The sequence below is a fragment of the Chryseobacterium suipulveris genome (genome assembly GCF_022811685.1).
GTDB classification, from domain to species: domain Bacteria; phylum Bacteroidota; class Bacteroidia; order Flavobacteriales; family Weeksellaceae; genus Kaistella; species Kaistella suipulveris.
Genome location: NZ_CP094532.1, coordinates 1,197,871 through 1,212,434, shown reverse-complemented (window position 1 = coordinate 1,212,434; position 14,564 = coordinate 1,197,871). Strand labels below are relative to the sequence as shown.

The window sequence follows — 14,564 nt, the reverse complement described above, 5'->3', positions numbered from 1 at the left end:
ATCTGAATTAATTGTTAATTGAATTTTTTCTAAAAGTGTCTGGTGTGACTGCTGTAACGTTTTTAAAATATTTACCGAAGTGCGAATTGTCGGTAAACCCCAGTTCCAGTGAGATTTGCCGAACCGTAAGATCGGAATGAGAGAGCAACCTTTTTGCCTCAAGAATAACACGGTTTTTGATGACCGTTCCTGCAGATTTGCCAAGACTTTCCTTCACCAGCGCATTGAGGTAATTAGGCGTTATGGACAGCCGTTCAGCGTAATCTTTCGTGGTTTTCAGTTCGCGGAAATTTTTGTTGACCAGTATTTTAAACTCATCTACCACATTGCTTTTATGGTCTGCCTCATTATTTTCAGATCTGAAGTCATCTGCAATTCGCTCCATTTTCAGGACGCAGGTTTTAAGAAAAAGGCAGATTACTTCTTCTGAAAATTTCTCCGATCTTGTAAACTCATATTCAATATTCTCACATATTGAAAGCCAGGACGGAAACCGGTCTTCGGGAATATCCACATAAGTCGGAAGGTTTTCTAATGCGGTATCGCTTCTGATATCGCTGTTTCCTGTATAAATGAGGTTATAGAAAGACTTTGAAAAAAGGATTATTTTACCCTGAATAGGACCACCAATTTTCCAGGAATGAATCTGGTCATAATTAATAAAGAAAAGCCGGCGCGGTTTGATTTCATATTCTTCAAAATCAATAATATGCGAACCGATACCGTCCACTGTAAGTATAAAAGTATAAAAGTCGTGGCGGTGCGATTTGGTAAGGTGTTCCGCATCCTTCAGGAAGTGTTCAAAAGTATAAAAATTGAAATCTACCGCATTATGCTGCGACTTCTTTATGTTTTTTATCGTGTATTTCTTCGGTGTAGCGCTATCTTTCATCCGTTATGTTAAATTACACTACAAACATAAAATATACCACGAAATTATTTATGGTATATTTCAACGTTATCGTGTCCCTTTAAATCCTAACAACTCTTTTTCCCATTTTTTAAGACCGAATGTACTAGTTCTACTAACGGAAACAAAGCCATCTTTTCTTTTCATAGAAGCTCTAATACCCGCTTCACTAGTCTCGTAATGAGGGTATAATTCTTTTACTTTTAGATATATTTCTGATACTGTTGCGGGTCCTCCGATTTCTTCAAGAGCTTCAAAGGAATATTCGTAAACCTGTTTGAATGTATTTCGTTTAAATGTTATCCGATCTTCGGAATCCAAAAACAAATCGAATTCACGATTTAATATGAATTCCGCAAAAGGTAAGATTCTTTCAAGGGTTGTAAAATCAGAATCATAAACAAAATTTGAGAGATAACTTTTGAAAATTAGTGAATAGTCATCATTTAATCTTTCATTGATCCTTTTTTCTATGTCTTCAACAAATTTTTCTGTTTTGAATTTGTGAGAAAGATCTTTATCTAATAAATAAAAATTTTTCCAATTGAAGCAGCCGCGTCTTTTAAAATCTTTTACTAATAATACATCGTTTATGTCACCAACAATTTTATAGTGATCATCTGTACTTAAATATATAATGAACAAAATAAATTCTGCAGTAAAATTTGTACAATTTTTCAGATTAATTATATCAACATCTTCATTATTTATAAAGAGAAAGTTATCGGTTGACTCTTCTCTTAACTTCAGAACATAGCGATCATAAATGTTTCCTACAAAAGCAAATTTCTCTACAAGTTTATCAATTAATGTTTCTCTTATTTGTCGAACACGCTCTCTTGTAATATTTAGTTTTTCAGCTGCTTCAGTTAAATTATATCGAGGTATGCCAACAAAAACTTGAAGGCAGTGTTTTAGAATAAAATTTTCATTTGAACTATCAAAAAAATTTTCATTTATCAAATAATGTATTATTTTAAATAAAGATTGGCTGTTTAGTATATCTTCTGGTATTAAGATGCTGGAAAATTTAGTTTTCAGGAAATAAGAATTTTTTAAATTCATTAATTCCTGATCATTATTCACGGTTTTCAAATCGGAAATCAGGCTTTGAATTTTCTCTTTAAAATTAATTAATTCCTGCCAAGATTTTTGACCAAGATTATCAAGCTCAAATAATTTCTTATTACTTACAAGCAAAACATTTTTCTCTATATTATTGAATGATAGATTACCATCAAGATAACGATTTAGCACATTTTGTGTTCTAACTGAAAGACTTTCAAATTCGAATCTTATAATGTTTGTTGCGATTTCCCGCTCTGTTCTATTAAATTCCGTTGGTACAAATTCTTTGTTAATGTTATCATTAGTATTTTGATAAAGAAATGGTGCTGCTTTTTGGTAAATTGAATGTAATTCTGTTCTAGTTTTTAGGCCACAGTTTCTAAGCAGGTGAAAACCACTGTTTTTTCCAAAATAATTAACAATATCCTTAATTGTAAGCAAGTCATTATAGTAGCACACATTATAAGTTCTGACACTAATTTCATCAGATTCGTAAATTTCTTGTATTGTAGTTGACAAGATATCTGACATACCATTGTTTGATTCAATTTCCTCTAATATGACATCGGTTGATTCTTCATTGTTTCTTTGAAAAATTTCACAAACTTCTCTAAGTTCATTATAGGATTTTTTACCACAATTTCGCAGATTGCGAAAAGAACCCTTAGTTTTAAAATATTCAAATACATCCTTTGCAGTAGACATACCTTCTCCCTTACAAGCATTGTAAGTTCTTGTGGTAATTATATCATCATAATACAAGTCTTCTAAGGTCATTTTTGAATAAAAAAATTAAGTAAGTTAATTTTAACAAAATGCTTCACATCCCCTATTGCTGCGTAAAATCGTAATAATATATTTTTCAGATTCAATAATATTGGGAGTAGCAATTATCAAAATTTAACAATATTAAAAATTTGTTAAAAATGTAAATATAATAAAAAAGCAGAATAAGGTAATACAATGCAGGGCTGAAATAAGTCAGTAAATTAAGTAAGATTTGTGAAAAAACTTTTTCCGAAAATAGGTTTTAAAAAAAAACATTTTAAGATAATAAATCAATAGGTAAATGAAAACGAAAAAATTTTTGATTGCTCGCTATTAACATTCTATGTTATGATTTTTTTTCAAATGTAAACCCAACAAGTAATCAAAATATTTATAATTTTTTGTCATCCTCAAAACTTTCAATTTCCTTATTTACTTCATCCATCAACTGTTTTTCAGTAGGCAGATACAGTTCGTATTTTGAGGCGAAGATTTGCTTTTGGTTTTCGGGAAGGGTGAATTTTACAACAGTATCGTTTTTGTGGGCGCAAAGTAAGATTCCGATTGTTGGATTTTCTGTTGGCGTTTTCTCGATTCGGTCGTAGTAATTGACATACATCTGCAACTGTCCGATGTCCTGATGTGTCAGTTTATCTGTTTTGATTTCGATGATTACAAAGCATTGAAGTAGACGGTTGTAGAAAACCAAATCAATAAAAAATTCATCACCATCGATATGGATTCTTTTCTGCCTCGCGACGAAAGAAAAACCATTTCCCAATTCCAAAAGAAATTCCTGCAAATGGGTAATAATTGCCTGTTCAAGGTCTTTTTCGTAGTAAGATGCCTCGCGTTTCAATCCTAAAAATTCCAAATACATTGGATCTTTGATGATTTCTTTGGCATCTGAAGGCTGTTTTTCATTTCTTGCAACTGCTAAAACATCTTCTTTATTATTGCTAATCAAAAGCCGTTCATAAAGGTTGGAATACACCTGTCTTTCTAATTGTCTTGATGTCCAATTATTCTTTATGGTTTCTGCGATGTAGAATTCCCTTTGTTCCTCAGTATCAACACGCAACAAAAATTTATACTGTGTCCAACTCAATTGTGCATGCAGTGCGTGCACAATTGGAAAGGTGCGGTAAAATTGTCGGTAAAGATTCAACTGGCGATAAGAAAATCCACTGCCATATTCTGATTGCAGTGATTTTGATATTGATTTTATCAACTGTGTGCCATATTCAGCACGGTCTTCACCGTTTTGCTCTTCTTCAAAGATTCTTTTGCCGATATGCCAATACATCAGGGTGCGTTCGTGGTCGACGGCACGAATGGCACGATCGCGGGATTGGGCAATAATATTACGAATATCCTCAATAAGGTTGTGACTGGTGAGCATAGTTTTCTTTGTGGGAATAAATTTTTGTGAAGATGTAAATATAAGGAAAAAGCAGAATAAGGTAAAAGGATGAATGACTTAAATAAGTAAGTAAAGTAAGTAAGATTTGAGAAAAAACTTTTTTAGAAATTAAGCATGAAAAAAAACTAATTAAAACAATGAATTAAGAGGCAAATTAAAACGGGAAAATTCTTGTTTGCTTTGTATTACTCCCGATTTAGTAGAAAATTTTTGAGAGTAAAAAATAAAATTTTGTTTTGCCGAAAGTTACTTACTTTACTTACTTACTTTTTGAAAGAAAATGGGGGCAAAATTATGAAGAACCAAAAGCGAGTAAAATTTAAAGCGATTTTTCATCGACATGTATTGTGGAATTCTGGTAAAACAAAGGCAATAATTTTAGGGTAAGCAGGGTAAGTAAATTTCATCAAAAGAAAATTTTGAAATTTTCTCTTTTAAAAAAACTATTTTATACGATGATTAGAATGAAAAAGAGTGAACCGCTCCTGCTCGTTTGCTTTGAAATTCATTTGATTTAGTAAAAAATTTTTAGTGAAGAAATTAAAAAAAATGTTTTGTAAAAAAATGCTTACCCTGCTTACCCGATAATTTGAATGCATTTGAAGGAAAATTTTACATCCTGGTTTTCCGCAGTTTAGAAATTGATTATTTTGCGGTTGAATTTTTATGAAATTTGCAATCAACACCATTCAGTATGAAATGCAAATCAAGAATTTTGAATGAAAAAGCAATGGGTGTAAGCGGTGTAAGCAATTTTTCAGTAAAGAAAATTTTATTTTTTTTGAGTAAAAATTTCCCTATTAACAGTGTGTAATATTATGCAACTGAACGAAGCGGCTGTTTTGAAATGCTTGCTTTTATTTTGGATTTATATGTTTTTCATTGAAATAAAAATAAAAAAAGTTTTAAGCCAAAAAGTGGTTACACCCCTTACACCCACATTTCGGTAAAAACAGGTGCAATTAAGTGAGGAAATTTAACCGTTTGATTGTGGTTTCGAATTTGGCAAATTCATTTCACCCCTGATTGAAGATTTGCTAAAATTAAATGTAAGGCAATGTCTATGCACGAAGATTGCTTTTGTCGATTTTTGATTTTGAATTATCAGAAAACATACTTATCAACCGCATCATCCAATTCCTGGGAAACGATTTTGGCATAAATCTGCGTCGTTCCGATATTGGTGTGATCTAAGAGTTTTGAAACATGTTCGATACGCATTCCGTTGTTCAGCGCATTGGTTGCAAATGTGTGTCTTGCCAAATGAAATGACAGACTGAAAGGCAGTTTCATTTTCTTTCCTATTGCCCTCAAATGTAGACTGCACAGGGAACTGCAACGCGCCAATTCGCTGTCAGCAAAAAGATCATTGCTCAAATAAAGACCGTCATTTTCCAACAAAGGAAATACGAAGTGCGCCGGATTGATTTTCTTGGGTTTGTATTTATTCAGAATATCAATGGCCGACTGTCCGAATTTGAAACTGTGTACTCTGCCGGTTTTTCTGATTTTTTTTGAAAGACGGTGGTTTTCCAAATCTATATGCTCCCATCTGATTTCGATAACATCACTCAAACGAAGTCCGCCCGCGGAAACGCTGAACAGAAACATATCCTTAAAAACCTGCGCTTTGCTGTCGGGATTGACTTCTATTTTTTTGAATTCTTCCAATTGGGTTTTCGATAAAAACATACGCTTTCCTGCTTCTTTTTTGAGTTTGATTTTGTCAAATGGATAAAGGTTGGAATCTACAATATCCTCACGGATTGCTTCTTTGAAAAATATCGCCAAAATCAGCAGAGAGTATTTTGCAGTGGTATTGGTATTTTTCAATTTGTTCTGGCAGTAACTTACATAATCATTCAGGAAAGTAACCGTCATATCATCAAAATTCACATCCCTGCTTCCTATATAAGTTTCAAATTTCTCCAACTGGGATTTGTAAGTTCTGTGCGTTTTGATTGAAAGCGAAGGTTTGATTTTCTCTAACCTGGCAAAAGCATAGGTAAAGAAATTCTCTGAGCGTTTTCCGTTGATGGCTTCTTTTAATCTTCTTGCAGAAACAGTTTTGGATTTTCTTTCAAGGTCGGCAACTTCGCCGGCAGCATCCGCAACCTTCTTGATCAGAATGGCATTCATCCTGGCAGAATTCGGAAAATTTTTTCTTACCCGCTGTTCTTCTGCATCCCACTGGTTTTCCCGGAATTTATATCCCGTTGCAATGAATTTTGTTTTACGGTCTTTAATGACGCGGACATACAGAGGACATTCGCCTTTTTTGTCTGCCTGCTGTGTTCTGAGGATTAATTTTACTGAGGCCATGGTATTGTGTTTTTGAAAATGTTATACTAATTTTGAAAAGGAAAGCAACCGAATGAAGATTGCCGAAACTCCTACAAAGTAACTGTATGCAACCTGAAACAAAGATACAACATTTAGTACAACAAATAACACATTTCCCTACTTTTTTTAGCATTTGTTTGCACAGACAAAAAATCACATTGTCCTATTAATAAGCATTTAACAGCATTTTGTGAAAAATAATTAAGATATTGTAATAACATTGTATTTGCAAAAGGCGGGATGAAGGTGTGAATTGAAAAATTTGAAATATTTAGACGCCAATATTTTTCAATTCCACATTTTTGTTTAATTTAGTTCCATTGAAAAAATATTGGCTCCGTTTGGTCTGAACTTGAACATTCGTTCAAATTAAGCCCGCACTTCGCCAATACTTTTTCCGTTATGTGATATGGCGCCTAAAATCACGCTCCGAAATAAAATCCACGATTTTTAGTGAATAAAAAGAAACTGAATCCAGACCTAAATGTGCTTGAAAATATGGTCTGAATTCATTTTCTGCTTGACTGACTAAATAAAATGCGGACTTGACTTAAAAAAACTGATTTCTGACACCAAATCACTAACGGAAACTCTGCGTGAAAAAAAACTTACGCTTGAATATCACGCTGCTGAATAAAATTCTGCCTGAAAAACAACTTCCTGAAAATAAAAACGCTGAAAAAAACTCGCGCGCAAAAACTTTCCGAAAAAATTTTTGAAATTTAACGCTCTGAATATTTCATCTGACTGATTTTTACAAATTTCACGCTGAATTTTTAAAATCTTGCTGAATAAAGGCGATGAAACTGAATCTGACTGCTGAAAATACGCTGAAAAGTTGCCACATCACATAACATCGGTTTTGCAAAAGCGGGGGCGAAGTTACCTTGCGTTGAAAGTTTTCAGCACTTTTCGCCGCAAAAAACCATTTCGTTTTTTTATTTTTTGTAATTTTGAAAAAACGAAAATGGTTTTTGCTCGGTGTAGTTTTTATAGAACTTTTCGGTTGTAAAATCCCCGCCTTCGCAAAGCCGTTTTCCGTTAGCTGTAATCTTATCCAAACACCGTGATAAAACAATATCCGTTACAATTTACTACAACTCTATTTTTATTTTTATTAATGAATTTGAGTTATTTTTGGGAAGGCAAATTTGGAATTCTGACTTTCCCAATTTTTATTATTCTCTTTATTATCTTTTTCATTTTATTTATTGAACTAATTAGACAGATTTACATTTCTACTAAAGAAGGATTTGCAAAAAAAACTAGAAATTATTTATTAGGATTTATGATAATTTGTTTAACATCAATAATCATAAAACCAACTGGAATAGTAAATTTTGATAAACTTGAAGGTGAAAATTTATATTTTGCTCAAGCTGAAGGTGCTGCAAATTGTACTTCCACACTAAAATTTACCCGCCGCTGCTTTTCATATTGTTTTTTTTCTTAATTTAGACAATCTGAAAAAGCATCGGCTCCGTTTGGTCTGAACTTGAACATTCGTTCAAATTAAGCCCGCACTTCGCCAATACTTTTTCCGTTATCTGCAATTTTTTTTCCCAATATTATGTCTGAAATATATTATAAAAGAGCAATCTGTTTTTGTAACAAAAAAATCAAAAAACCATTCATATGTGATTTATTCCAGATAAAACCAATCACTGATTACATAGACTCAGATATTCCTACAAATCATTTCCCTTTTATTTTAGAATATAAAGTAGATAAAAACAATGTCATTTATTATTCTTATGAAGACATTTTCGAAACATTCGATAACAAAACAAAAGATTTTCTTTCAGAGATATCGCACGAAACCAATACAATGAATTATATATTGAAACTTTTAACTGTTGTTTCAAATTTTATTTTTTTCACATACGATATCAATGATCAAGCTTGGTTTATTAATTTAAATGGAAAAACAGAAGAAGAAATTTCCTGTAAGTATGGTGCGAAATTATATTTCGACTCAAATATGAAAGACAAAATGCATATAAATGGATTTACAAAAATTGAAGAAGAAGAAATCGAACCACAAAAACATTCAGAATATTACACAAATCCTGATTTGGATAATGAAAGAAAGAACGAAATAACATTTTCCGAAATGACAAAAAAATTCTTTGAATATATTACTGAATTAGATGATGTACAAAAAAAATACTTTGATTCTGCAGTTACTTTAATTAATAATGGCTGTAAGATTAGACAAAACATGAAAAGTATTTCATTTCTAGCTTTTGTTTCAAGTATCGAAGCAATGACAACACTTGAAGGAAAAATAAATAAGATAGAAATTGAGTTTGAATGTAATTCTTGTCAATCAATAAAAACTTCAGCGTACAATTGTAAAAAATGCGGAAGACCAATTTGGGGAATTAGTCAACAAATTAAATTGTATCTTGAAAAATACCTGTCTAGTTCTGAAAAGTTCAAAACAATAATTAACAAATTATATAGTAGAAGGTCTCAAATTGCGCACACAGGAGGTTTATTTACAAGCGATGAATTCTTTGACTGGGATAATCCAAAAACACGTGAAGCACATAATATTGAACTAATTGCAGCAATGCAATATAGTAAAATGAGTTTAGTAAATTATGTATTGAAAAACATTAACGAAAAAAGAAGAAAAAACTGCAGATAACATTGTATTTGCAAAAGGCGGGGTTGAATATTTAATAGAACTACCCGAATCCTTTAGCCGCGCCTGCTTTTCCACTCCACATTTTTTTTGTAATTTAGTTTCGTGGAAAAAGCATTCGCTACGGTTGGTCAAAATTGAACTTTTCGTCCAATTTAGCCCGCCCTTTGCAAATACTTTTCCCGTTAGCGGTAATTGTCTAAGAGCCAGCTTTGACATTCAAACAATTTTCTAAATCATTGAAAACACCTTTTAAAGATGCAATAATTTTTGCCAAATCTAATTTTTCAAGAAATTTATGAGTGTAAGATCCTTTTTGGTAAATTTTATTACTTGCTTTAAACAAATCCTTCAACACTTTCAATCCTTCTTGCGAAACTTTTTTAGGTCTCTTTAGTTTCAAAAAATCACAGATTCCATCTAAATCCTTAATGAACCAATCTTCAATCATTTTTTCGGATTTTATTTCATAAAAAGACTTTATTCCTAGTTCTTTAATACCTTTTCGAACTTTAGCCCAATTAGTCGGAGGCTTTTTTGCTAATTCAAATACATCTGTATCATAGCAACAGAAAACATTAATTTCAAACCCGGCAAATTTTTTATCTTTTAGAATATCGTTTTTCAATTTTGAAATAACTTTAGCCTCAAATCTTCCAATACCTTTTAAATTTATTATTTTTATTTCAGGAAAATTTTTATTGGATTTACTTCTATAGTAACTAATTAACAATTTATAGAACTCCGCTTCAGTATCTCCTTCAACAAACAAAACAACTAGTTTAGATTGATTTTTCATTAGCTACACATTTCGTTAAAGAATTCATTGTCGTATGATTCACATTCAATCATTTTTTCAAAGATTAAATCTCCAACAGAAATATTTTCATCTTCTGCTAAAGAAAGTAATTTATTGAACTTTGTCTTTTTCAATTGCTTGAATGTGGCCAATCCTTTGTCATTTGGAGTTCCTATTTTAATATTTGAAAAATCCAAATACTGAATTAGGTACGGAGAGTGGCTACTTAATAGTATTTTTGAATGTTCTAATAAGTTATCTAAAATTATAAGGAGTTTTTGTAATAAACCTGGATGAATTGAATTTTCTAATTCTTCATATGTAATCAATGGAACTCTATTGATCTCTGCAGCTATCGCAATAGAAACTACATAAAAGATTTTTTGCGAACCTGAAGATAAACTAGTAATACTTGTCTGCTGATTATTATTTTTTTCCTTTACTCTTATATCATAAATTTTTTCAGGAAAATCCAAGGGCAACTTTAATTTATCCTCATCATTATTGAATGAAAACTTTTCTTTTAAATCTATTTCAACTGGCTCAAAATCCTCTAAAGATGGTAATAATGTCATCACTGCATCTTTAAAAAGTTCAAAAAATTGAGGCTTTTTCTTAGATAAACTATAAATAAAATAGGCAGAATTTGCAGCTTCATTCATAGATAATGAATAATCATTTTTTACAATTAAGTTTTCATTATTTTGAATTCTAATTTTTTTAAATAAATCATCTGGGTTTTGTAAAGTATCAACAGATGCTATATTTAAATCATTTACAACTTTAATAATTGAATAATAAAATAAATCATCAAAACTCTCCAATTTATTTATAACCAATTCATCCTTGTCTATTTTTATTTCTCTATCACATCTACCAGTCTTTGATGGCAAATAATTAGCTTTATTCAATCCCCTCTTAAGAAAGGTAGAATATTTAGAATCCTCTTCTAGATTCTTAACTTTCAATGATTCTTCTAGAATCCTTTTACCTTTATCTTTATCATTCTTTATCCAGTCAAACGAGTAAGAATAAACAATAGAAAATTTTTCTGAATAATTTATCTCAATTTCGAATTTAAAAGGCTTATCGTCAATATTTTTATTATAAGGTATAAAAGGTTTAAAAGCCATCATTTTAGCTTTTGTTTTCGATTGATTTTTAATAAAGTCAATTCCAAACTGTATACCTTTTATAATATTTGATTTACCGTAATTATTTAAAGCAACAAGAGTATTTATTTTGTTAAAATCTAACTCAACATTTTCTACATTGGAAAAACCTCCAAATTTTATTCTAACTATCTCCATAATACGAAATGATTTATTTCATTTATATTGCAAATATACCAACTTTTATTAAACTTTCATCAAAATACGCAATAAAAAACAACAACTACCGCTAACATCGTATTGGCGAAATGGCGGGATAAGGGAGAAATCGAAACCTTCTCCTTTTTTAGTCGCAACAGCTTTTTATATTTTCTTTTTTCATAAATTATGAAAATAATAAAAGGCTGTTGCTTAGTTTAGTGCAAGATTGAAAGTTTTGGCTTTCTAATCCGCCACTATCGCCAATACTTTTTCCGTTAGCGGGCATTGTAAAACGACATTCAAATAAAGAAAATGAGTATAGAAAACATTAGACAATTCATAAAAGAAAAAGCAGAACAATTCGGAGGACAACAAAGCTCTGATTTTATTGAACGTAATAATACTAAAGAAGACGCATTTGAAAAAGGTGGTGCTTATTTTGGGTTGATTTCACCGGAAGAAGAAAATCAAGGACCTTATCACGACTTCTCAATTGTTGTATTCCCATCTAAAGAGGAAGGGAAATCTTGGCTTATAGCTTTAGGAATAGGTTCACTTGGTTTTAAAAATGATTACGACCTAGCCTCATATCCTGGACTAAGAAGGTTATTTTCAAAAATTGTCGATTCACATAGTTTCATTAAGTCTGATTTTTCTGACATTGAGAATGGTTTGCCAAAAGAATTTTTCAATCGTGAAGATATTGTCCATCTGAGAAAGTCAATTGACAATAGTAAAGGATATGGAAAGGTATTACCGGCTATTCAAATACTGAAAGACCCAGAATCTGATGATTCAAAGGCTTTGATAACAGCTTTCGTAGCACTTTATGCTAAAATTAGAGGGTGGAATTGGAAAGCAGAATATACAAAGGCAATAGACGAGGCTTTAGAACCTTTCATTACAGATACTGCTATAGATTGCAAAAATGAAGTACGTAATCTGTTATTAGAAAGAAAATATTTGGTTCTTCAGGGTCCTCCTGGCACAGGCAAAACCAGAATTGCAAAACAAGTAGCTGAATTGATGGAGGCTGAGATTTTCTTCACTCAATTTCACGCAGAAACATCATACTCTGATTTCATTTACGGCGTTAGACCTAAATTAACTTCTGACCAATTATCATATGAACTCATAAAAGGAGAGCTTGTAAAAGCGATTGAGTTTGCGTCAAAACCAGAAAATGCTCAAAAAAACACCATACTAATCATTGATGAAATTAACCGAGCTAACCTTGCAAATGTATTAGGTCCAATATTCTATTTGTTTGAACACAAAATGGATATTACTAATTCTGAAATTGAAATCTCTCCTAACACAAAGATTAAAGAGTTGCCAACTAAGTTTTTTGTTTTAACAACTATGAATACCGCAGACAGAAGTTTAGCTGTAGTTGATTTTGCATTACGAAGAAGATTTGCCTGGTATTCACTAAAACCTACTTCAATATTAGGAAAGACAAAGAAAATAGATAACAAAAAAGTTGTTCAAATCGAAAATTCAAACAGTTTCTTTTTCACAGAAGACTTTACTAAAATCAGCAATATATTTGACTGGTATGCTTCAAGCACTGAATTAAACTTACAACCAGGACAAGGCTACTTCATTGCTGAAACCGAAGACGAAATGAAAAATCGTATTCGTTATGAAATATTCCCTTTGATTAAAGAATATCTTCAAGAAGGACTATTGCGAAATGCTAAAGAAGAGTTCAACAACTATTTCTCGACAAGAATAAATCTATCTCTTTTCGAATGACAAAGCCATTAGACGTTTTTTGTGAAATCCCTTGCCTAACTGAACAATCAAAACAGTTGGGTGGAGTTGCTTTGCAAAAAAAGTGGTTCAAATCAGCAGATAAAAGAATAATTGGTCAGTATCTTCAAAAATTTATAGATTACAACACCGAACAATTTAAATTCCTTGGTATTCAACCTTATATAATTGGCTCTGACCAAAGCACTGCACTAACATTCCGTTCATCTGGTTTCATTGGCTCTATTCCTTTAAGAGCTTCTGACACTGGAAAGCAAATCGGAGATTTTGTGGTTATGCCAAGGTTTACCGGACGTGACAGATTTGAGGACTACATCGAAATTCTAGACCTACTTGGAACTGAAATTAACCCAGAGGTAATTGATAGTTTACCATTAGCATCAGGTAAGAATTTTAGACCACCATTGTATTTGGAGGCTGTAAAATTCATAGCAGCTCTTGAAAAACTAACAATGAGGCCGTGGAGAAAGTTTGACAATATTGAAAAGGTTTCAAATCAGCCTACTGGTCAAATCAATTGGACAAAATATATCAACAACGAATATAAGGTAGAAAACAGGTTGAAATTTCCGGCAAGAACGAATGTTTTAAGTGAATTCCATACCGAATATTCTGAAATTAGATATGTCTTTGACATTTGTAAAAGTGAACTACTTTCAGCCAATACACCGCAAAGAATTAAGAATACTTTACGAAACAAATTAAGTTTCCTTGAAGAGTGTTTGTATCATCACAAGCCAAAAGCAACAAACTATATCACAATTGGATTTTCCGACAGTCCCACTGTGAAAAACTGCAAGGAACAAGCTAATAGAATTTTAAACTTCAACCTTGTAGCCAGTACTGCTTGGCGTGTTGACTTTTCAGATGTGTTTGAAAAATTTATTCAACATATTTTTAAAGAAGCTACAAAAGAAACTGGCGGAAAACTTTACTCAAATTTTAAGTTTCATTCCAGGACTTCAAAACATTACTCTTGGGAACTAAAACATATCGAGCCGGACGCAATTTTTCAAAAAGAAAATGTTTTGGTTTTTTTAGACGCAAAATACAAATCGAATTTATACAACAAGTTTGACCAAAGTGAAGTACTGAAAGAAGACCACAGGCACGACTTACATCAAATAATGGCTTACTCATCATTCAGTAAGTCAGATTTTAAATTTGGCTTCCTGTGCTATCCATCTGACCAAATTGAAATAAAAAGCATTCAGTATAAAAACGGTATTAATGAAGCAACAAATACAATATTTATCCTAGGGGTTCCATTAAAGAAAGAGAGCATTAACGAGACAAAAAGACTATTGACAAAAGAGCTTAATGAAATTGAAAAAATAACAACGACCCGGTAACATGAGCTTTGCGTCAGGCGGGCAGGCGTGCAAACTTGAAGCTTTGCGCTTCTAATAAATTTTAGTAATAAGTTGAAATTTTGTGCTCCGAAACCCGCCCGAACGCAAAGCCCAAAACCATTAGCGGCAACCTTGACAGAGCGACCGTATCAATTAGAAACT

10 protein-coding genes are annotated in these 14,564 nt (G+C 31.9%); 4 read left to right on the top strand and 6 right to left on the bottom strand.

Annotated features, from left to right (window positions below):
* Positions 1–7: 7 nt before the first annotated feature.
* The 4 genes from MTP09_RS05695 to MTP09_RS05680 form a co-directional block, all read right to left on the bottom strand.
* The gene (locus MTP09_RS05695; protein ID WP_243551073.1) at positions 8–892 is read right to left on the bottom strand and encodes an AraC family transcriptional regulator; all 885 of its coding nucleotides are present in this window, start codon (positions 890–892) and stop codon (positions 8–10) included.
* Positions 893–958: 66 nt separating this feature from the next.
* On the bottom strand, positions 959–2,755 hold the full coding sequence (locus tag MTP09_RS05690) for a hypothetical protein (RefSeq protein ID WP_243551072.1): 1,797 nt from the start codon (positions 2,753–2,755) through the stop codon (positions 959–961).
* Between the two features lie 382 nt (positions 2,756–3,137).
* Entirely contained in the window at positions 3,138–4,148 is a 1,011-nt protein-coding gene (locus MTP09_RS05685) for a PDDEXK nuclease domain-containing protein (RefSeq protein WP_243551071.1), read from the bottom strand.
* A gap of 1,125 nt (positions 4,149–5,273) precedes the next feature.
* Positions 5,274–6,491, bottom strand: a complete 1,218-nt coding sequence (locus MTP09_RS05680; RefSeq protein ID WP_243551070.1) for a site-specific integrase — start codon at positions 6,489–6,491, stop codon at positions 5,274–5,276.
* 1,087 nt (positions 6,492–7,578) lie between these two features.
* On the opposite strand from MTP09_RS05680, the gene MTP09_RS05675 reads away from it, so the two are divergent.
* Both MTP09_RS05675 and MTP09_RS05670 read left to right on the top strand, forming a co-directional pair.
* Positions 7,579–7,965 carry a hypothetical protein gene (locus tag MTP09_RS05675; RefSeq protein WP_243551069.1) on the top strand — a complete coding sequence of 129 codons (387 nt, stop codon included), beginning with the start codon at positions 7,579–7,581 and terminating at the stop codon, positions 7,963–7,965.
* A gap of 117 nt (positions 7,966–8,082) precedes the next feature.
* Complete coding sequence (locus tag MTP09_RS05670) at positions 8,083–9,165, top strand: HEPN domain-containing protein (protein WP_243551068.1); 1,083 nt, start codon at positions 8,083–8,085, stop codon at positions 9,163–9,165.
* Positions 9,166–9,361: 196 nt separating this feature from the next.
* Here MTP09_RS05670 and MTP09_RS05665 read toward each other — a convergent pair whose 3' ends face one another.
* Together MTP09_RS05665 and MTP09_RS05660 are read right to left on the bottom strand one after the other, a co-directional pair.
* Positions 9,362–9,961, bottom strand: coding sequence for a toprim domain-containing protein (locus MTP09_RS05665; RefSeq protein WP_243551067.1), 600 nt, complete (start codon positions 9,959–9,961; stop codon positions 9,362–9,364).
* The gene (locus MTP09_RS05660; protein ID WP_243551066.1) at positions 9,961–11,271 is read right to left on the bottom strand and encodes an AAA family ATPase; all 1,311 of its coding nucleotides are present in this window, start codon (positions 11,269–11,271) and stop codon (positions 9,961–9,963) included. Before MTP09_RS05660 ends, MTP09_RS05665 begins: the two co-directional genes overlap by 1 nt.
* A 315-nt stretch (positions 11,272–11,586) precedes the next feature.
* On the opposite strand from MTP09_RS05660, the gene MTP09_RS05655 reads away from it, so the two are divergent.
* Positions 11,587–13,032, top strand: coding sequence for an AAA family ATPase (locus MTP09_RS05655; protein WP_243551065.1), 1,446 nt, complete (start codon positions 11,587–11,589; stop codon positions 13,030–13,032).
* The gene (locus MTP09_RS05650; RefSeq protein ID WP_243551064.1) at positions 13,029–14,402 is read left to right on the top strand and encodes an McrC family protein; all 1,374 of its coding nucleotides are present in this window, start codon (positions 13,029–13,031) and stop codon (positions 14,400–14,402) included. Before MTP09_RS05655 ends, MTP09_RS05650 begins: the two co-directional genes overlap by 4 nt.
* Positions 14,403–14,564 lie beyond the last annotated feature (162 nt).

Excerpts from the sequence above, each read along its gene's own strand:
- MTP09_RS05695 (WP_243551073.1), bottom strand. The coding sequence starts at position 892 with ATGAAAGATAGCGCTACACCGAAGAAATACACGATAAAAAACATAAAG.
- MTP09_RS05690 (WP_243551072.1), bottom strand. The coding sequence starts at position 2,755 with ATGACCTTAGAAGACTTGTATTATGATGATATAATTACCACAAGAACT.
- MTP09_RS05685 (WP_243551071.1), bottom strand. The coding sequence starts at position 4,148 with ATGCTCACCAGTCACAACCTTATTGAGGATATTCGTAATATTATTGCC.
- MTP09_RS05680 (WP_243551070.1), bottom strand. The coding sequence starts at position 6,491 with ATGGCCTCAGTAAAATTAATCCTCAGAACACAGCAGGCAGACAAAAAA.
- MTP09_RS05670 (WP_243551068.1), top strand. The coding sequence starts at position 8,083 with ATGTCTGAAATATATTATAAAAGAGCAATCTGTTTTTGTAACAAAAAA.
- MTP09_RS05665 (WP_243551067.1), bottom strand. The coding sequence starts at position 9,961 with ATGAAAAATCAATCTAAACTAGTTGTTTTGTTTGTTGAAGGAGATACT.
- MTP09_RS05660 (WP_243551066.1), bottom strand. The coding sequence starts at position 11,271 with ATGGAGATAGTTAGAATAAAATTTGGAGGTTTTTCCAATGTAGAAAAT.
- MTP09_RS05655 (WP_243551065.1), top strand. The coding sequence starts at position 11,587 with ATGAGTATAGAAAACATTAGACAATTCATAAAAGAAAAAGCAGAACAA.
- MTP09_RS05650 (WP_243551064.1), top strand. The coding sequence starts at position 13,029 with ATGACAAAGCCATTAGACGTTTTTTGTGAAATCCCTTGCCTAACTGAA.